A 16,313-nucleotide genomic window follows, 5' to 3' on the forward strand; every position below is an offset into this window, starting at 1 on the left:
AGGGTGCCAGCGGTTCGGAACCGTGACGCATGGTCTTTGAATGCGGCAAAGCGCCCCTGTCGCCGACCGGCCACAAAGCCTATATCATGCACAGAGTATAGAAGGATTCTGTTATGCTTGACGGGTTTTCCGCCGAAGTACTGGCGCGCTTCCAATTCGCCTTCACGGTTTCGTTTCACATCATCTTCCCGGCCTTTTCCATCGGGCTTGCCAGCTATCTGGCCGTGTTGAATGCCCTTTGGCTGCGCACGGGCAATGATCTGTACAGAATACTGTTCGAGTACTGGAAGAAGTTATTTGCCGTCGCCTTTGCGATGGGCGTCGTGTCGGGCATCGTGATGTCCTATCAGTTCGGAACCAATTGGTCGGTGTTTTCTGACCGGGCCGGGCCAATCATCGGGCCGTTGATGGGCTACGAAGTCCTGTCGGCTTTCTTCCTCGAGGCGGGGTTCCTTGGCATCATGCTGTTCGGGCGCGAACGGGTCGGCAACGGGTTGCACATGGTCGCTACGGCGGTCGTTGCCTTCGGTACGCTCTTGTCGGCCACGTGGATCCTGTCGGTCAACAGCTGGATGCAGACGCCCGCGGGCTTTAGCATTAACGAAGTCGGCCAATTTGTCCCCGAGGACTGGTGGGCCATCGTGTTCAATCCGTCGTTTCCTTACCGTCTGCTGCACATGGTGCTTGCCGCGTATCTTACCACCGCTCTGGTGGTCGGAGCGGTCGGGGCGCTGCATCTGCTGCGCGACAAAACCGACATGGCCAGCCGCAAGATGTTCTCCATGGCGATGTGGATGTTGATCGTGGTCACGCCGCTGCAGATCGCGGCGGGTGATTTCCACGGCATCAACACTCTGGAACATCAACCGGCCAAGGTTATGGCAATGGAGGGGCACTATGACAGCCATCCCGACGGCGCGCCGCTGATCCTGTTCGGCATTCCCGATCCCGAAGAGAAGCGTATCGACTACGCGATCGAAATCCCCAAGCTCAGTTCGTTGATCCTCAAACATGATCTCAACGCGCCGCTGGACGGTCTGGATACCATTCCCGACGAGGACGAACCGCCGGTGGCTATCGTGTTCTGGTCATTCCGGGTGATGGTGGGGCTGGGCTTTGCGATGCTGGGACTTGGCGGCTGGGCCGCGCTGCAGCGTTTCCGGGGGCGCCTCTACGAATCGCCGATGCTGCACCGGGCGGCGCTGGTGATGGGACCGGCCGGCTTTGTCGCAGTGCTTGCCGGATGGATCACGACCGAGGTCGGACGCCAGCCGTTCACCGTCTACGGGATGTTGCGAACCTCCGATAGTCTTGCACCGGTCGCGGCGCCTGCGGTTGCCGCCTCGTTGATGGCCTTTATCGTGGTCTATTTCTTCGTCTTCGGTGCAGGCACTTACTATTTGCTGCGCATGATGAACGGCTCGGTCAAGGCGATCGGCAAGAAGCGGTTCCGCGAAGAGGGTCCGATCCGGACTTCCGGAATCACACCGGCGGGGCAATACTCAGACAAGAAAGAGGTGAACCGCAATGTTCGGGCTTGAGCTTTCCTTCATCTGGGCGGGTATCATCGCCTTCGCCGTACTGGTCTATGTCGTGCTGGACGGGTTCGACCTTGGCATCGGGATCCTGTTCCCGCTAACCAAGGACGAATCCGAGCGCAGCGTGATGATGAACTCCGTGTCACCCGTGTGGGACGGCAACGAGACATGGCTGGTACTGGGCGGCGGAGGGCTGTTTGCGGTGTTCCCTCTGGCCTATTCCGTCGTGATGCCGGCGCTTTATATGCCGATCATCTTGATGCTGCTGGGGCTGGTGTTTCGCGGTGTCGCCTTCGAATACCGGTGGCGCACCGAGCGGTGGAAACCCTTGTGGGACATGGCGTTTTTTGGCGGCTCACTGACGGCGGCGCTGTGTCAGGGCATCGCGCTGGGCGCTCTGGTACAGGGCATCGAAATCGAGGGCCGCGCCTATGCGGGCGGCTGGTGGGACTGGCTGACACCGTTTTCCATCCTGTGCGGTGTCTCGGTCGCAGTGGGCTATGCGATGCTGGGGGCGACGTGGCTTAACCTCAAACTCGAAGGCCGCATCCAGCGCCATATGCGCAGCCTTGCGTGGCCTGCGGCCATCGGGACCGTCATCTGCATGGTACTGGTCAGCATCTGGACGCCGTTTCTGGACAACGTGTATTTCGCGCGCTGGTTCGCGTGGCCGACGGCGGGGTTCAGTGTGATCGTCCCGGTTCTTTTGGCGGCGGTGGTGGCCGGTTTGTTCTTTGGCCTGCGACGACAGCAGGAAATGCGGCCCTTCCTGTGTGCGCAGGCGCTGTTTGTGCTGGGCTTCATCGGCATCGGGATCAGCTTCTATCCCCACATCGTGCCGCCCAGCCTTACCATCGTCGATGCGGCTGCCCCGGATTCCAGTCTTTGGTTCGCATTGGTCGGGACGCTTGTGCTCGTCCCGATGATCCTCGCCTATACAGGCTATGCCTATTGGGTGTTCCGCGGAAAGATTGATCCCTCGGAAGGATATCACTGATGAAAAAGCCGTGGTTCAGGCGGATTGGATGGTTCGTGCTGATCTGGCTGCTCAGCATCACACTGCTCGGGGCCATCGCATACGCAATCAGGACGGTCCTGATCCCATAGCCGCTTCTGCGCCGCGCCCGTCCTTCGGGCGCGGCTTTTTATTCGGATCGGGGTTGCCTTGTGCGCGGGCTGCTTTCACTTTGCGGCGGAAGTTGATTTTCGAGGGAGGCAGGCAATGCGTGCATATCAGGTCTTGGCCCACAACACACCACCGAAGCTGCGCGAGGTGGAGATGCCGGTCGCCGGTCCGGGCGAGGTGGTGATAGAGGTCGCGACCTGTGGCCTCAATTTCGCGGATCTTCTGCTGATCAAGGGCACCTATCAGGAAAAGCCGCTGCTGCCGGCGACGCTGGGCATGGAAATGGCCGGGACGGTTACGCAACTGGGCGAAGGGGTTACTGATTTCCAGGTTGGACAGCACGTCGCGGCCTACGCGGGCCATGGCGGACTGGCGGATTACGCAAAGCTCCCCGGCGCGCTGTGCGTACCGATGCCGCAAGAGATGCCCTTCAGCGACGCGGCGGCGTTTCTGATCGCCTACGGCACCAGCCACATCGCGCTCGCACACAAGGCGAAGCTGAAAGCGGGTGAGCGGCTGCTCGTGCTCGGCGCGTCGGGCGGCATCGGGCTGACGGCAGTAGAGTTGGGCAAGGTGATGGGCGCGGAGGTGATCGCCTGCGCGCGCGGTGCGGACAAGCTGGAGATCTGCCGCCAAATGGGTGCTGATCACCTTATTGATTCCGATACCGTCGACATCCGCGAGACGGTCAAGGCGCTCGGCGGGGCTGATGTTGTCTATGACCCCATCGGCGGCGCGCAGTTCGACGCCGCTTTTCGTGCCTGCAATCGGGGAGCGCGCCTGCTGCCTTTGGGATTTGCCAGCGGCGAGGTGCCGCAGATCCCGGCGAACATCCTGCTGGTCAAGAACATGAGCGTTCTGGGCTTCTATATCGGGGGCTATATAACGCTTGCTCCGAAGGTTCTGACCGACAGTTTCGCCACTCTGATGGCGTGGTACACCGACGGTCGCATTAAGCCCCATGTAAGCAACGTGCTGCCGCTGGAGCGCGCGGATGAGGCGCTGGATCTTTTGCGGACCCGCAAGGCGACCGGCAAGGTGGTGATCGACCTGAAAGGCTAGTGCCGCCGCGCGACGGGGCGCGGGGTGACACGCGCCGCCTTGTAGCGTTCGCGGAAGAACACAAACAGACCCGATGCGAGGATCAGCGCGATCCCGACCCAGACCTCCCACGTCGGCAGGTCGCCAAAGATCATCAGCCCCCAGAATACCGACAACGGCAGGCCGATATATTCAAAAGGTGCCACCGTTGCGGCATCCGCGATGCGGTAGGCTTGCGACAGGCAATACCCGATCAGCGCCCCGTTGACACCCAGACCCAACAGCACCCAGCGGTCTTCGGGCGGCGGAATGATCCAGGCACGCAGCAGGAACTGAATCGACGCATTGTCCGTACCTGCTGCAAACCTGCCATCGCCGGCAATGGCGAAAAACACGATGGACACCACGATGAATGCGCCCTGAATATAGATCGCGAGTGCCGATGCCTTTGCCTTCACGCCCAGCTTGCGGGTCATCAACTGGTTCAGGGCATAGGTCAGCGCCGCCAGCACCGGAAGCAACAGCACGATACGCGAGGCGATCAGCGTTTCGGACGGAACCCAGGGCCGCTGCATGATGATCACGCCGATAAACCCGACCAGTACCGCACCAAGACGCAGGGGGCCGACCCGTTCGCCCAGAATGGGGATCGACAAAAGCGTGATGAAAAGGGGGGCCGCGAAAAACAGCGCCGTCGCATCCGCGAGCGGCAAGACCGCCAACGCCAGAAAGAACGACATGTTCGAAATCACGACAAGAACGCCGCGCAGGATGTGAAGCCAGGGCGTATCGGTGCGCAACGCGGGCCAGCCGCCTTCGAATTGCAGGAAAACCATGCTGAACAAAATCGCAATGGCGGAGCGGAAAAAGACGATCTGATGGAGCGGATAGCCCGACGACAGCTGTTTGATCAGCATATCGTTGCCGGAAATACAAAGGACGCCGAACAACACGAAGGCAATCGCGGCGCCGGCACGGTTCTGGGCTAGGGCGTTCATACCCGCACCCTCATCAATCCCGTTGCGGGTGTCCAGAAAAATACCTAGCGTAGCGGCATAGGAATTGAGGAGGCTTCCCATGCAGATGAGCGACACCCGCCAGATCGCAGTATCCCCGGCGCAGGTCTATGCCGCGTTGCTGGACCCGGAGGTGCTCAAGGCGTGCGTTCCGGGCGCGCAGGAGGTGACAGGCTCGCCCCAGGAGGGGTTCGAGGCAACCGTTGTGCAAAAAGTCGGACCGGTGAAGGCGACCTTCAAAGGCGAGGTGGAGATCAGCGATATGGTCGAGAACACATCGTTGAAGCTGTCGGGCACGGGCAAGGGCGGGGCTGCAGGTTTTGCCAAGGGCGAGGCCGACGTGCGGCTCGTCGAAAACGACGGCGGCTGCGAGCTGAGCTATGATGTGGAGGCCAAGGTGGGCGGCAAGCTTGCGCAGCTTGGCAGCCGGATCATCGACGGTTTCGCCAAGAAGATGGCCGATCAGTTCTTTTCCAACCTTCAGGAACAACTGGAAGGACCGGCACCAGAAGACGAGGGCGATGATGATGCACCGTCAAAAAAGGGCTGGTTCGGACGGGCCAAAGGCTGAAACCGCGGCCCCTTGTTGACCGCGCACGATCCGTTCTAGGTAGTGGCACCTGATAGCGGAGAGTGCCATGCCTACAATTCTGGACGTCCAAAACCTGCGCAAGGCATACGCTGACGGTTTCGAGGCGCTTAAGGGGGTGAACCTTCAGATCGAGGAGGGCGAAATCCTTGCGCTGCTAGGCCCCAACGGAGCGGGCAAAACGACGCTGATCTCGACCGTTTGCGGGATTACCACCGCCACGTCGGGCAGCGTAACAGTGGCTGGCCATGACATCTTCAAGGATTTTCGCGCCGCGCGCACTCTGATCGGTCTGGTGCCGCAGGAGATCAACCTTGAACCCTTCGAGAGGGTTCGGAGCACGGTGAAGTTTTCGCGCGGGCTGTTCGGCAAGGCAGCAGACCCCGCCCTGATCGAAAAGATCCTCAGACAACTTTCGCTCTGGGACAAGCGCGACAACCAGATCCGCGAGTTGTCGGGCGGGATGAAGCGGCGCGTGCTGATCGCCAAGGCGCTCGCGCACGAGCCGCGCGTGCTGTTTCTGGACGAGCCGACGGCCGGCGTGGATGTAGAGCTGCGTCGCGATATGTGGGAAATCGTTGCCGAGCTCAAACGCGACGGCGTGACCATCATCCTTACGACCCACTACATCGAGGAAGCCGAAGCCATTGCAGACCGCATCGGTATCATCGCGGCGGGGGAAATCCTGCTGGTCGAAGACAAGGAAAAGCTGATGAAGCGCATGGGCAAAAAGGAACTCGAGGTGCAACTGACGACAAAAATCGACGAAATTCCTGCCAGCCTGAAATCCGACGCGCTTCGGCTGAACCACAATGGCACCGCGTTGATTTATACCTATGACACCCGAAGCGAGCGGACCGGCATCACCAAGCTGTTGTCCGAAGTCGCCGCCGCCGGTCTCGTGCTGAGCGATGTAGTGACCCGCCAATCCAGTCTCGAAGACATTTTCGTGGACCTTGTTCACGAAGGAGACGCTGCATGAACTGGACCGCGATAAAATCCATCTATGTCTTCGAGATGGCCCGGTTTTTCCGAACCATGGCGCAAAGCTTCATTTCGCCAGTGCTGTCGACCTCGCTTTATTTCGTGGTGTTCGGCGCAGCCATCGGCAGCCGCATCGACCAAGTCGAGGGGGTCAGTTATGGCGCGTTCATTGTGCCGGGGCTGATCATGCTGAGCGTCATCACCCAATCGATCTCCAACGCCAGTTTCGGTATCTACTTCCCTAAATTCATAGGCACGATATTCGAACTCTTGTCGGCGCCTGTGAATTTTCTGGAGATCGTGATGGGATACGTCGGAGCGGCGGCGACAAAGGCGCTCTTTATCGGTGTGATCATCCTGTTCACGGCCTTCCTCTTCGTGGATTTCGAAATTCAGCATCCGCTGGCAATGGTCGGCTTTCTGGTACTGACCTGTATCAGCTTCGCGTTGATGGGATTCATCATCGGTATCTGGGCGGGTAACTTTGAACAATTGCAACTGGTGCCGCTGCTGATCGTGACGCCGCTGGTGTTCCTAGGCGGCTCTTTCTACTCGATCTCGATGTTGCAGCCGGTCTGGCAGGTGATCTCTCACTTCAACCCGGTGGTCTATTTGATTTCGGGCTTCCGCTGGTCGTTCTTCGGTACGGCGGATGTGCCGATCGGCATCAGCCTGTTGGCAATCGCCGGATTCACCGGCCTGTGTCTGGCGGTCATCTGGTGGATCTTCCGCACCGGCTGGCGGATCCGAGAATGAGCGAGGGCAGTTATTCGTGCCGACCTCCTTGTTGCTGGGGCAGTCGGGCTCTACATGTAGCGTCATGAAACGCTGGCTTCCCTTCTTTCTGAAATCCGAGCCTACGGTGGCCGTCATTCGGCTGTCGGGGATGATCGCGTCCTCTGGACGCGCGACGCTTAACGATGCGACCATTGGCCCTGTGATCGAGAAAGCCTTTTCGAAAGGCAAACCCGTCGCCGTGGCTCTTGAGGTGAACTCGCCGGGCGGCAGCCCTGTGCAATCCTCGTTGATCGCGGCGCGGATCCGGCGCTTGGCGAAGGAAAAGAACATTCCGGTGCTTGCCTTCGTCGAGGATGTCGCGGCGTCCGGGGGCTACTGGCTCGCCGTCGCGGCGGACGAGATCTATGCCGACTCGAATTCGGTTGTCGGTTCCATCGGTGTGATCTCAGCAGGGTTCGGCGTGCATGAGTTGCTGGAGAAAAACGGCGTGGAGCGGCGTGTCTACACTGCCGGAAACTCAAAATCCATGCTGGACCCCTTCCGCCCGGAGAAACCGGAGGACGTGGCACGGCTCAAGGAGTTGCTCGAAGATATTCATGCCAATTTTAAGGAGCACATCACGGAACGGCGCGCGGGTAAGCTGCCCCAGGACCGCGATCTGTTCACCGGTGAGATCTGGCTGGCTCGCAAGGCGACCGAGCTGGGCCTGATCGACGGCATCGGACACCTGAAACCCCATCTCCAGAAGCGTTTCGGCGAAAAGGTGCAGTTGCGCCGATACGGCGCAAAGCGCGGATTTCTCAGCCGTTTTGGTGCGCGAATCATCGGCGACGCGTTGCACGGCGTCGAAGAGCGCGCACAATTCGCGCGGTTCGGACTTTAGTATGATCCTCAAGATTGTTGCCTTGTTCCTCGTGTTTATCGGCGTGCTCGGCTGGTTCGGTAAAATGCACTGGATCGGTGGCAAGGCGCTGACACAGCGCAAATGCCGCAGTTGCGGACGGTACCGGATTGGCAAAGGCCCCTGCGGTTGTGGGGAGAAAAACGGATGATGACAGCATGGCTTCTGTGCGGTCTGGGGCTGGTCATCCTGCTGCTCGCGGGTGATGCGCTGGTGAAAGGGGCGGTGAACCTCAGCCTGCGGTTGGGTGTTCCTGCGTTGATCGTCAGCCTGACGATCGTCGCCTTCGGGACATCCGCACCCGAGCTGCTTATTTCGATCAAGGCCGTACTGGACGGTGTTCCCGGTCTTGCGCTGGGTAACGTCGTCGGGTCCAATACTGCCAATGTTCTCTTGGTGCTTGGCGTTCCGGCCATACTAGCGACGATGCACACGTCCGAGTTCAACACCCGCAAGTCCTATCTGCACATGATAGCGGCCTCCGTGCTGTTCATCGCACTGGCGTTCCGCGGCGTCTTCGACTGGATCGCCGCGCTCGTGCTGTTGGCTGCGCTCACGGCAATGTTGTTGGATGCGGCGCGCGATGCCAACGCGCACCGAAAGGCGGACCAGGCGGATAACGCAACGGACGAAGAAGAGATCGAGGGCGTCGATCCCGACATGCCCGGCTGGCGCATCGGCGTGTACCTCGTTCTGGGCCTTGTCGGTCTGCCGCTGGGGGCCTCCCTGCTGGTCGATAACGCGACGATCATCGCGCGTACTTTCGGGATCAGCGAAACCGTTATCGGGCTGACGCTGGTTGCCATCGGCACATCCCTGCCCGAACTTGCAACGACCGTGGTCGCCGCCTTGCGGCGGCAGGCCGACGTTGCGCTTGGCAACGTGATCGGGTCCAACATGTTTAATCTGTTGGGGATCATCGGGATCGCCAGTCTGGTCGGGCCGATCACAGTCGATCCCGAATTCCTCCGGTTCGATCTGTGGGTCATGCTGTGCGCATCCTTGCTCTTGATACCGTTTGTTTATCTAGGCAGGAACGTGACCCGGCTTTGGGGCGTCATCTTGACCCTGCTTTATGGGGGCTACCTGTTCCTTTTGCTGGCAACCTGAGGATCTGGGTATGAGAAAAGGATTGGTGACTGGCGCGGGCAAACGGCTGGGCCGCGCGATGGCACTGTATCTGGGTAAGCGCGGGTATGACGTGGCCGTGCACTATGCGACCTCTGCTGAAGAGGCGGAAAGCGTTGCGCAAGCGATACGCGCGATGGGGCGCTCCGCAGAAACCATTCAGGCAGATCTGCTGGAAGAAAGTGCGATGACGCAGCTGTTGCCCGATGCTGCCGAGGCCTTGGGCGGGCCGATTACCTGCCTGATCAACAATGCGTCGATATTTGAATACGACAATATCACGGATGCGACCCTGACCAGCTGGGACAGACACATGAGGTCCAACCTGCGCGCCCCTTTCGTGCTGACCCAGGCGATGGCGGCGCAAGGGCTGGCTGCGGGCACGGATGAAAAGGGCGAGCCGGTTGCAGCCGGTCTGGTCATCAACATGCTTGACCAGCGGGTGCGCAAACTTACGCCTGAATTCATGACTTACACGATTGCCAAGATGGGGTTGTGGGCGTTTACGCAGACCGCGGCGCAGGCGCTTACGCCGGCGATCCGGGTGAACGCAATCGGACCCGGACCGACGTTGCAAGGCGCGCGTCAGTCACAGTCGCATTTCGACGCCCAACGCGCGGCAACGGTACTGGGCAGGGGGGCAAACGCGGAGGATATAACAGCTGCTTTGGGGTATTTTCTCGACGCGCCCGCAGTTACAGGTCAGCTCCTGTGCGTGGATGGCGGGCAACATCTCGCGTGGCAGACCCCGGACGTGATCGGCATGGAATAGCTCGGCGGCGCGATAGTTTTGCACTTGTGCAATCCAGAGGGGTGAAATGTTACCGAAACATGCGGAAATGAACGAAAAAGAAGGAGCTAATTTTAATTGTTGAGCATATACAGTGACTTATATATGTGCCCAAAAAATAGGCAGGTTAACGAAGCGGTTTGAAAACAACGAAAAAATGCGGTTCGGTGAAAGTTATAGGCAGAGTTATCCACAGCAAAAGTGGACAGCTTACCTATTGATGCCGTTGCCAAAACATGAAGTAGAAAGAAGAATCGGACGGACATGGCAGCACCCGCTGAAAACCCTGCAACCGGTCACGAGGTCATCCAAGGGTATCTGAAAACCTTGGATGGATCGCCGGGAGTGTACCGGATGCTAGACAGTGACAGTCGCGTGCTTTACGTCGGCAAGGCGCGCAACCTGCGCGCGCGCGTCGCCAGTTACGCCCGTCCATCCGGCCACTCGCCGCGCATTGCCCGGATGATCGCGAACACCGCCGCGATGATGTTCCTGACGACCAAGACGGAAACCGAGGCACTGCTGCTCGAGCAGAACCTGATCAAGCAGCTCAAGCCGAAATTCAACGTCCTGCTGCGCGACGACAAGAGCTTTCCCAATATATTGGTGACAGCGGACCACGACTATCCGCAGATCAAAAAACACCGTGGCGCCAAGAAGGAGAAGGGCGCCTATTACGGCCCCTTCGCAAGCGCGGGTGCGGTGAACCGGACCCTGAACCAGCTTCAGCGCGTTTTCCTGCTGCGTGATTGTTCTAACGCGATGTTCGAAAGCCGCACGCGGCCCTGTCTGCAATACCAGATCAAACGCTGCTCGGCGCCCTGTGTAGGCAAAATCAGTGCGGCGGAATATGGTCAGACGGTACGCGATGCGCAAAAGTTTCTGGCTGGCAAGACCACGGACATCCAGGCCCGTTTGGCCAGTGAGATGGCGAAGGCGTCCGAAGAGATGGAGTTTGAGCGCGCGGCAGCCCTGCGCGATCGGATCAAGGCGCTGACCCAGGTGCAGACCGCGCAGGGGATCAATCCCAAGGGCGTCGACGACGCAGACATCATCGCGTTGCACCTCCAGGACGGGCAGGCCTGCGTGCAGGTGTTTTTCATCCGCTCGGGTCAGAACTGGGGCAATCACGACTATTACCCGCGCGTGGGCGAGGATGTGGATGCGGCAGAAGTGCTCGAAGCGTTTATCGGCCAATTCTACGACACCCGTGAGCCACCGCGACAGCTGATCCTGAGTAACCAGATCGAAAACCCCGATCTGATGACGGAAGCCCTGTCTGGAAAGCTGGGTCGCAAGGTCGAGCTTTTGGTGCCGCGCCGCGGCGAGAAAGCAGAACTGGTGGATGGCGCGTTGCGCAACGCACGCGAGAGCCTCGCACGCAAGATGGCAGAAACGGCAACTCAAAAGAACCTGCTGAACGGGCTGACCGAGGCGTTCGACCTGCCGAAGGTTCCGGAACGGATCGAGGTGTACGACAACTCTCACATCCAAGGCTCTTTTGCAGTGGGCGCCATGGTGGTCGCCGGTCCCGAAGGAATGATGAAGAACCAGTATCGCAAATTCAATATCCGAGGCGAGGACCTGACACCGGGGGACGACTTCGGCATGATGAAAGAAGTACTGATGCGCCGGTTCAAGAGGCTTATCAAGGAAGATCCCGACCGTACGAACGGCATGTGGCCGGATCTGCTTTTGATCGACGGCGGAGCCGGGCAGGTAAGTGCGGTGCATGCGATCATGAAAGAATACGGTGTAGACGATATTCCGATGGTCGGCGTGGCCAAGGGAATCGACCGTGACGCAGGCAAGGAAGAATTCTATCGCACGGAAAAACCGGTCAAGGCGCTGCGCCATAACGATCCGGTGTTGTATTTCATCCAGCGGATGCGCGACGAGGCGCACCGCTTCGCCATTGGTACGCACAGGGCAAAGAGGGCCAAGGCGGTGGGGGCCACGCCGTTGGACGACGTGCCGGGCGTCGGTGCGGCACGTAAACGGTCATTGCTGGCGCATTTCGGTTCGGCGAAGGCAGTTGGCCGCGCGAATCTGAACGATCTCAAGGCGGTCGATGGTGTGTCGGATGCGCTGGCAGAGACGATTTATGCCTATTTCCACGAGCGCGGTTAGCGTGTGCACCGACACTGCAGCTTGGGCAGGCGCGGCGAAGGGGTTCGTGCTTTTCCACCGCCTGCGCGCGGTGTAGGGTGCGCTTATGAAGTGGAATTTACCCAATATCCTGACTGTTCTGCGGTTGCTTGCCGCACCTGCGGTGGCGGTCATGTTTTTGTATTTCACCCGTCCCTATGCGGACTGGTTCGCGCTGTTGCTGTTTGTGTCGGCGGCGGTGACGGATTGGTTCGACGGCTATCTCGCGCGGGCCTGGAAGCAGGAGACGAAGCTGGGCGCGATGCTGGACCCAATCGCGGACAAGGCGATGGTCGTCATCGCGCTGATGGTCATCGTCGGATTTTCCAGTTGGTCGCCCTGGCTGATCCTGCCCGCGACACTGATCCTATTCCGCGAGGTATTCGTATCGGGCTTGCGTGAATATCTTGGCGATACCGCAGGCACGTTGAAAGTCACCAAGCTGGCGAAATGGAAGACGACGTTCCAGATGACCGCCATTGCCGTGCTGTTTTCCCAGGGCGTGTTCGAACACTACCTCGGTATGAGCGTGTTCGGCATGGACGAGGTATTGATTCAGGACATTCTGAACGGCAACGAGGAAGATATCCTGGGCCTCGGCTGGAAGTTGTTTGCGATGGAATGGTCGGGGCGTATCGGATTGTTGTTGCTGTGGGTCGCCGCGGCGCTGACGGCGCTGACCGGCGTAGACTATTTCGCCAAGGCATTGCCACATCTGAAGGAGAACCGCTGATGGATGTATTGTATTTCGCCTGGGTGCGCGAACGGATCGGCCTGCCGCGTGAACGCATCGAGACGCAGGCGCGCACGGTGGATGAATTGGTCGGAGAACTGCGCGCGCGCGAAGAGCGGTATGCGGCAGCGTTCGAAGATCTGGGCGCGCTTCGCGTCGCATTGGATCAGGAACTTGCGGATTTCAGCGCGCCCCTGGACGGGGTACGCGAGGTGGCGTTCTTCCCTCCGATGACGGGGGGCTGACATGCGGATCTCGGTTCAGGAGGCCGCCTTCGATCTGGGCGTGGAAAGCGCCGGATTTGCGGCCGGTCACACCGATATGGGTGCCATCGTTACCTTCACGGGCCTTGTCCGCGATCTGGCCGACGACCCGTTGGAGGCGATGGAGATCGAACACTATCCCGGCATGACCGAGAAAGCATTGTACGCCATCGCCGAGCAGGCGCAGGCCCGGTTCGCTCTGGGCGATGTTCTGATCATCCACCGCCACGGCAGGCTTGTCCCCGGCGAGATGATCATGATGGTCGCCACCGCTGCACCGCACCGCAAGGACGCATTCGACGGGGCGTCATTTCTGATGGACTACCTGAAGTCACGCGCACCGTTCTGGAAACGCGAGATCATGGCATCGGGCGCACAGTGGGTCGCGTCGAAAGAGGCTGACGAGGACGCGCTCGGGCGTTGGTAGCATCTGTTCGGTTGACATCGCGCCTGCGGTACAGAAGCTGGCGGAGCCTTGACCCAGATCAAGGTTTTGTACTGCGCGACGCGGTAGCGTTCAGGATCCACCAGAAGAGGACAGGATATGATCACTTCGATAGTTGTTGGAATAGACGGGTCGGATGCGTCGGAGCGCGCTTTGCGGTTGGCATGTGGGCTGTCGAAGAAGCTGGGCGCCAGCATACAAGGCTCGCATACGCCGCATGACGAAACAGTCACCTACGCGGCAGAGGCGATTTCAGGCTTCTATGTCGGGGTGAACATGGCGCATCAGGAGGCCTTGCGTGCGGCGGCCGAGGCGTTGGCGGAGCGGGCGCAGGAAATTGCGGCGGAGGAGGGTGTGCCTAACCTCGAGGTACATATTGGTCACGCCGACGCCGCACGCGATTTGCTCAACCGGGCCGATGCGGCGGGTGCCGATCTGATCGTGACGGGGCGCCGTGGGTTGGGTGATCTGGGCGCATTTGTTCTGGGAAGCACATCACATCAGATCAGCAAACATGCGAAATGCCCCTGTCTGACCGTTCCGTAACTGTCTGACCGTTCTGTGAGCGGATGAGAAATCAGACCATCACACGCCCGCGCCGCATCATCGCCGCGCGGGTTTTTCGCGTTCAGCCGGCGCGCTGGCTTTCGATGTAGGCGCGCATTTCTTCGGCCTCGTGCCGCGCGTCGCGCAGGCCTTCCATCGCGGCGCGCAATTCTGCTTCGGTCTGTGATAGCTGGTTGGTCAGCTCCGCTTCGCGCTGCTGAAGATAGGTGATTGCCTGATCTCGGGTTTCTTCGGCCTCGTGCAGCTCCTGGCTCATCCGGTCCAGTTCGGCGACGTCGTTGGCGGCCACACGGGTGAACCGGTGCAAAAGCCAGTTCGCGAACCAGCCCATGCAAAACGCGACGAACAGAACAATCGCGGTGGCGAGTACAAATTCAAAACGGCTCATTCTGCGGGGCTTTCTTCGGTCGTATCCGTCGCCGGAGTATCGCTTTCTTCGCCGACGCTTTCCAGCGTTGTTTGGTCCGGATCGTCCACTGTTTCGGGGCGGATCAGGCGGAACTCGATCCGCCGGTTCGCTTCGCGGCCCTCTTCGGTCTTGTTGTCCGCGATCGGGTTGTCCTCACCATACCCGACGGCCTTGAACGAGCCGGTCAGAACACGGCGTGCGCGCAATTCGTTCAGGACCGATTCGGCACGGCTCTGGCTCAGGGCGAGGTTCATCTCTTCGCGGCCCTGACTGTCGGTGTAGCCCTGTATTTCCAACTGCAGTTCACCGCATCGTTTGATGATCGCGGCGATGTCGTCCATCGTCCCGAGCGCGGAGGCGTCGATGGTTGCCGATCCGGGTTCGAATACGATTTTTCCCGCAGTGGCAACGGCGGCGATCTCTGCCTCGCATTCGTCCGGTGTGGGCAGGCCCAGAACAGGATCAAGTTTTTCCAGATAGGTCACTTCGACATCGAATTGCGCCCCTTCGCCCAGTTTTCCCGCCAGCAGGGACGTAATCCGCGTGGATGCGTCGGGACTGCCGGTGTCGCCGCTCAGACTGAGTGCGTCGGGTGCCACGGTCAGCGCGCCATTGCTCAACATGCCCAACGCCTCGATCCCGGCCAGTACACGCGTCGTCCAGTCCGCGGGCAGCCCGTCGACAACCCGCGTAGCGGTATAGACCCTGTCTGATCCAAAGCGCGCTTTGGCATAGCTCGTCGACAATTCACGCAGCGCCTCGTCACTGACGCGCCCACGCAGTTGTACCTGACCTTCCGGGCTGAGCGTGGCGGTAAATTCCTGTGGTCCGGCGTTCGGATCCTGTGCCTGCGGCAGCTTCGCCTGCAAGGCAAATACCTCGGGCAGGGCACTTTCCAATTCGCCAATAACTGTGTCGAAATCGGACTGCGACGTGCTTTCGCTCGCGGTCAGGCTGATGTCGGCATCCGCAATCGTCACGGATCCGGCACCCAGTTTAACCAGTGCGTTGATGGACGCGGTGACGGCTTCCGACCACTTCGGGCTCGGCACGCCAAGTCCAACGGTACAGCGCGGATTGACCGCACCGGCGGCAGTGGCCGTGGCCAGGATCCGCTCAGCTGCGGCATCGGTGTCGGCGGAACAGGCATCGAAACGCGCGCCGTCCTCGGTGATTTCGAACCGGGTGGTGAAGGGTGTAATAACCGGGCGCGGTGCTGAAATATCAAGTGTGAGGCTGATCCCTGAGGGGACCGCACGCCGCAGATCCTGTTCCAGCTTGTTTTTTGCCGCGCCACTGTCCGTGATCGCGGTAATGGAGATTCGCTTTGCCTCGACCGAAACTTTGGCGCGGGGCAGTTTGCTCATCGCGCTCAGCGCGAAATCAAGCGCCCTGTCCCATCCGTCGGGGGCCGGATAGTCGGCGGTTTCCAAGAGATCCGTCACACCGGCGCTGCCGGAAAGGCTGTTGAAGCGACTCACGACATAATCGCGGTCGGTCGCTGCAGGGATCAGGCCGATCACGGACAGGCCGCTGTCATTGCGCAGAATTTCGACGGAGAACTTCGGTGGTGCGATGGCTTCCTGCGCCGCGACCGACATTTCGTCGATGACGCGTGCCGCATCTACGATACTGCCGGCCGTGGATAGGGCCGCAAAACGCACGGCTTCGGTGGGTGCGGTGCCCGAAAGAGACACTTTCAGCCCGTCCGCTTCGACTTCGGCCCAGGTCATTCCCTTGTCATCCAGCGCGTCGCGCACGCCAATCTCCGAGGTTTCCTCTATCAAGCGCACCGAAAAGTTGGCGGCGACCAATGATACAACTGCCGCAGCAGCGAAGGCCAGAAAGATGGTGAGTAATGAGGACAGGCGCATGCGTTCTTTCGCGGCGATTATTA

19 protein-coding genes are annotated in these 16,313 nt (G+C 60.0%); 16 read left to right on the forward strand and 3 right to left on the reverse strand.

Annotated features, from left to right (window positions below; genetic code table 11):
* Window positions 1-113: 113 nt before the first annotated feature.
* From Q1A06_RS11575 to Q1A06_RS11590, 4 genes are all read left to right on the forward strand, one after another.
* Window positions 114-1,541: a cytochrome ubiquinol oxidase subunit I gene (locus Q1A06_RS11575; protein WP_299563394.1), complete on the forward strand. Its 1,428-nt coding sequence runs from the start codon at window positions 114-116 to the stop codon at window positions 1,539-1,541.
* A complete protein-coding gene (cydB, locus tag Q1A06_RS11580) occupies window positions 1,528-2,535 on the forward strand; it encodes a cytochrome d ubiquinol oxidase subunit II (protein WP_299563397.1) in 1,008 nt (335 codons plus the stop codon). Before Q1A06_RS11575 ends, cydB begins: the two co-directional genes overlap by 14 nt.
* Window positions 2,535-2,645, forward strand: coding sequence for a DUF2474 family protein (locus tag Q1A06_RS11585; RefSeq protein ID WP_299563400.1), 111 nt, complete (start codon window positions 2,535-2,537; stop codon window positions 2,643-2,645). Before cydB ends, Q1A06_RS11585 begins: the two co-directional genes overlap by 1 nt.
* A gap of 115 nt (window positions 2,646-2,760) precedes the next feature.
* Window positions 2,761-3,726 (forward strand): NADPH:quinone oxidoreductase family protein, encoded by a 966-nt coding sequence (locus Q1A06_RS11590; RefSeq protein WP_299563403.1) that lies wholly within the window; start codon window positions 2,761-2,763, stop codon window positions 3,724-3,726.
* Here Q1A06_RS11590 and Q1A06_RS11595 read toward each other — a convergent pair.
* Complete coding sequence (locus Q1A06_RS11595) at window positions 3,723-4,703, reverse strand: DMT family transporter (RefSeq protein ID WP_299564251.1); 981 nt, start codon at window positions 4,701-4,703, stop codon at window positions 3,723-3,725. The two genes, Q1A06_RS11590 and Q1A06_RS11595, sit on opposite strands and share 4 nt — an antisense overlap.
* A 79-nt stretch (window positions 4,704-4,782) precedes the next feature.
* Here Q1A06_RS11595 and Q1A06_RS11600 point away from each other — a divergent pair, with 79 nt between their 5' ends.
* The 12 genes from Q1A06_RS11600 to Q1A06_RS11655 all read left to right on the forward strand — a co-directional run bounded on the left by Q1A06_RS11600 (window position 4,783) and on the right by Q1A06_RS11655 (window position 13,986).
* Entirely contained in the window at window positions 4,783-5,292 is a 510-nt protein-coding gene (locus Q1A06_RS11600) for a carbon monoxide dehydrogenase subunit G (protein ID WP_299563406.1), read from the forward strand.
* A 67-nt stretch (window positions 5,293-5,359) separates the two neighbouring features.
* Window positions 5,360-6,292: an ABC transporter ATP-binding protein gene (locus Q1A06_RS11605; protein ID WP_299563408.1), complete on the forward strand. Its 933-nt coding sequence runs from the start codon at window positions 5,360-5,362 to the stop codon at window positions 6,290-6,292.
* Window positions 6,289-7,050, forward strand: coding sequence for an ABC transporter permease (locus Q1A06_RS11610; RefSeq protein ID WP_299563411.1), 762 nt, complete (start codon window positions 6,289-6,291; stop codon window positions 7,048-7,050). The genes Q1A06_RS11605 and Q1A06_RS11610 overlap by 4 nt, the downstream gene beginning before the upstream one ends.
* 64 nt (window positions 7,051-7,114) lie before the next feature.
* Window positions 7,115-7,915 (forward strand): S49 family peptidase, encoded by an 801-nt coding sequence (locus Q1A06_RS11615; protein WP_299563414.1) that lies wholly within the window; start codon window positions 7,115-7,117, stop codon window positions 7,913-7,915.
* Window position 7,916: 1 nt separating this feature from the next.
* Window positions 7,917-8,084 carry a hypothetical protein gene (locus Q1A06_RS11620; protein ID WP_299563417.1) on the forward strand — a complete coding sequence of 56 codons (168 nt, stop codon included), beginning with the start codon at window positions 7,917-7,919 and terminating at the stop codon, window positions 8,082-8,084.
* Window positions 8,084-9,043 (forward strand): calcium/sodium antiporter, encoded by a 960-nt coding sequence (locus Q1A06_RS11625; protein ID WP_299564254.1) that lies wholly within the window; start codon window positions 8,084-8,086, stop codon window positions 9,041-9,043. Before Q1A06_RS11620 ends, Q1A06_RS11625 begins: the two co-directional genes overlap by 1 nt.
* A 10-nt stretch (window positions 9,044-9,053) precedes the next feature.
* Window positions 9,054-9,833, forward strand: a complete 780-nt coding sequence (locus tag Q1A06_RS11630; protein WP_299563420.1) for an SDR family oxidoreductase — start codon at window positions 9,054-9,056, stop codon at window positions 9,831-9,833.
* 282 nt (window positions 9,834-10,115) lie between these two features.
* The gene (gene uvrC, locus Q1A06_RS11635; RefSeq protein ID WP_299563423.1) at window positions 10,116-11,981 is read left to right on the forward strand and encodes an excinuclease ABC subunit UvrC; all 1,866 of its coding nucleotides are present in this window, start codon (window positions 10,116-10,118) and stop codon (window positions 11,979-11,981) included.
* A gap of 85 nt (window positions 11,982-12,066) precedes the next feature.
* Window positions 12,067-12,732 (forward strand): CDP-diacylglycerol--glycerol-3-phosphate 3-phosphatidyltransferase, encoded by a 666-nt coding sequence (pgsA, locus tag Q1A06_RS11640; protein WP_299563425.1) that lies wholly within the window; start codon window positions 12,067-12,069, stop codon window positions 12,730-12,732.
* Window positions 12,732-12,977 carry a molybdopterin converting factor subunit 1 gene (moaD, locus tag Q1A06_RS11645; RefSeq protein ID WP_299563428.1) on the forward strand — a complete coding sequence of 82 codons (246 nt, stop codon included), beginning with the start codon at window positions 12,732-12,734 and terminating at the stop codon, window positions 12,975-12,977. The genes pgsA and moaD overlap by 1 nt, the downstream gene beginning before the upstream one ends.
* A 1-nt stretch (window position 12,978) precedes the next feature.
* Complete coding sequence (locus Q1A06_RS11650) at window positions 12,979-13,422, forward strand: molybdenum cofactor biosynthesis protein MoaE (protein WP_299563431.1); 444 nt, start codon at window positions 12,979-12,981, stop codon at window positions 13,420-13,422.
* A gap of 117 nt (window positions 13,423-13,539) precedes the next feature.
* Complete coding sequence (locus Q1A06_RS11655; protein WP_299563434.1) at window positions 13,540-13,986, forward strand: universal stress protein; 447 nt, start codon at window positions 13,540-13,542, stop codon at window positions 13,984-13,986.
* Between the two features lie 82 nt (window positions 13,987-14,068).
* Here Q1A06_RS11655 and Q1A06_RS11660 read toward each other — a convergent pair whose 3' ends face one another.
* Both Q1A06_RS11660 and Q1A06_RS11665 read right to left on the reverse strand, forming a co-directional pair.
* Window positions 14,069-14,395 carry a hypothetical protein gene (locus tag Q1A06_RS11660; RefSeq protein ID WP_299563437.1) on the reverse strand — a complete coding sequence of 109 codons (327 nt, stop codon included), beginning with the start codon at window positions 14,393-14,395 and terminating at the stop codon, window positions 14,069-14,071.
* Window positions 14,392-16,290 carry an OmpA family protein gene (locus tag Q1A06_RS11665; protein ID WP_299563440.1) on the reverse strand — a complete coding sequence of 633 codons (1,899 nt, stop codon included), beginning with the start codon at window positions 16,288-16,290 and terminating at the stop codon, window positions 14,392-14,394. Before Q1A06_RS11665 ends, Q1A06_RS11660 begins: the two co-directional genes overlap by 4 nt.
* Between the last annotated feature and the right edge of the window lie 23 nt (window positions 16,291-16,313).

The sequence above is a fragment of the uncultured Sulfitobacter sp. genome (assembly GCF_947497275.1).
In the GTDB taxonomy this organism is placed as follows: domain Bacteria; phylum Pseudomonadota; class Alphaproteobacteria; order Rhodobacterales; family Rhodobacteraceae; genus Sulfitobacter.

Coding starts and splice junctions, on each gene's coding strand:
- Q1A06_RS11590 (WP_299563403.1), top strand. CDS start 2,761: ATGCGTGCATATCAGGTCTTGGCCCACAACACACCACCGAAGCTGCGC.
- Q1A06_RS11575 (WP_299563394.1), top strand. CDS start 114: ATGCTTGACGGGTTTTCCGCCGAAGTACTGGCGCGCTTCCAATTCGCC.
- Q1A06_RS11595 (WP_299564251.1), bottom strand. CDS start 4,703: ATGAACGCCCTAGCCCAGAACCGTGCCGGCGCCGCGATTGCCTTCGTG.
- Q1A06_RS11630 (WP_299563420.1), top strand. CDS start 9,054: ATGAGAAAAGGATTGGTGACTGGCGCGGGCAAACGGCTGGGCCGCGCG.
- pgsA (WP_299563425.1), top strand. CDS start 12,067: ATGAAGTGGAATTTACCCAATATCCTGACTGTTCTGCGGTTGCTTGCC.
- moaD (WP_299563428.1), top strand. CDS start 12,732: ATGGATGTATTGTATTTCGCCTGGGTGCGCGAACGGATCGGCCTGCCG.
- Q1A06_RS11620 (WP_299563417.1), top strand. CDS start 7,917: ATGATCCTCAAGATTGTTGCCTTGTTCCTCGTGTTTATCGGCGTGCTC.
- Q1A06_RS11655 (WP_299563434.1), top strand. CDS start 13,540: ATGATCACTTCGATAGTTGTTGGAATAGACGGGTCGGATGCGTCGGAG.
- Q1A06_RS11585 (WP_299563400.1), top strand. CDS start 2,535: ATGAAAAAGCCGTGGTTCAGGCGGATTGGATGGTTCGTGCTGATCTGG.
- Q1A06_RS11610 (WP_299563411.1), top strand. CDS start 6,289: ATGAACTGGACCGCGATAAAATCCATCTATGTCTTCGAGATGGCCCGG.
- Q1A06_RS11660 (WP_299563437.1), bottom strand. CDS start 14,395: ATGAGCCGTTTTGAATTTGTACTCGCCACCGCGATTGTTCTGTTCGTC.
- Q1A06_RS11600 (WP_299563406.1), top strand. CDS start 4,783: ATGCAGATGAGCGACACCCGCCAGATCGCAGTATCCCCGGCGCAGGTC.
- Q1A06_RS11615 (WP_299563414.1), top strand. CDS start 7,115: ATGAAACGCTGGCTTCCCTTCTTTCTGAAATCCGAGCCTACGGTGGCC.
- cydB (WP_299563397.1), top strand. CDS start 1,528: ATGTTCGGGCTTGAGCTTTCCTTCATCTGGGCGGGTATCATCGCCTTC.
- Q1A06_RS11625 (WP_299564254.1), top strand. CDS start 8,084: ATGACAGCATGGCTTCTGTGCGGTCTGGGGCTGGTCATCCTGCTGCTC.
- uvrC (WP_299563423.1), top strand. CDS start 10,116: ATGGCAGCACCCGCTGAAAACCCTGCAACCGGTCACGAGGTCATCCAA.
- Q1A06_RS11665 (WP_299563440.1), bottom strand. CDS start 16,290: ATGCGCCTGTCCTCATTACTCACCATCTTTCTGGCCTTCGCTGCTGCG.
- Q1A06_RS11605 (WP_299563408.1), top strand. CDS start 5,360: ATGCCTACAATTCTGGACGTCCAAAACCTGCGCAAGGCATACGCTGAC.
- Q1A06_RS11650 (WP_299563431.1), top strand. CDS start 12,979: ATGCGGATCTCGGTTCAGGAGGCCGCCTTCGATCTGGGCGTGGAAAGC.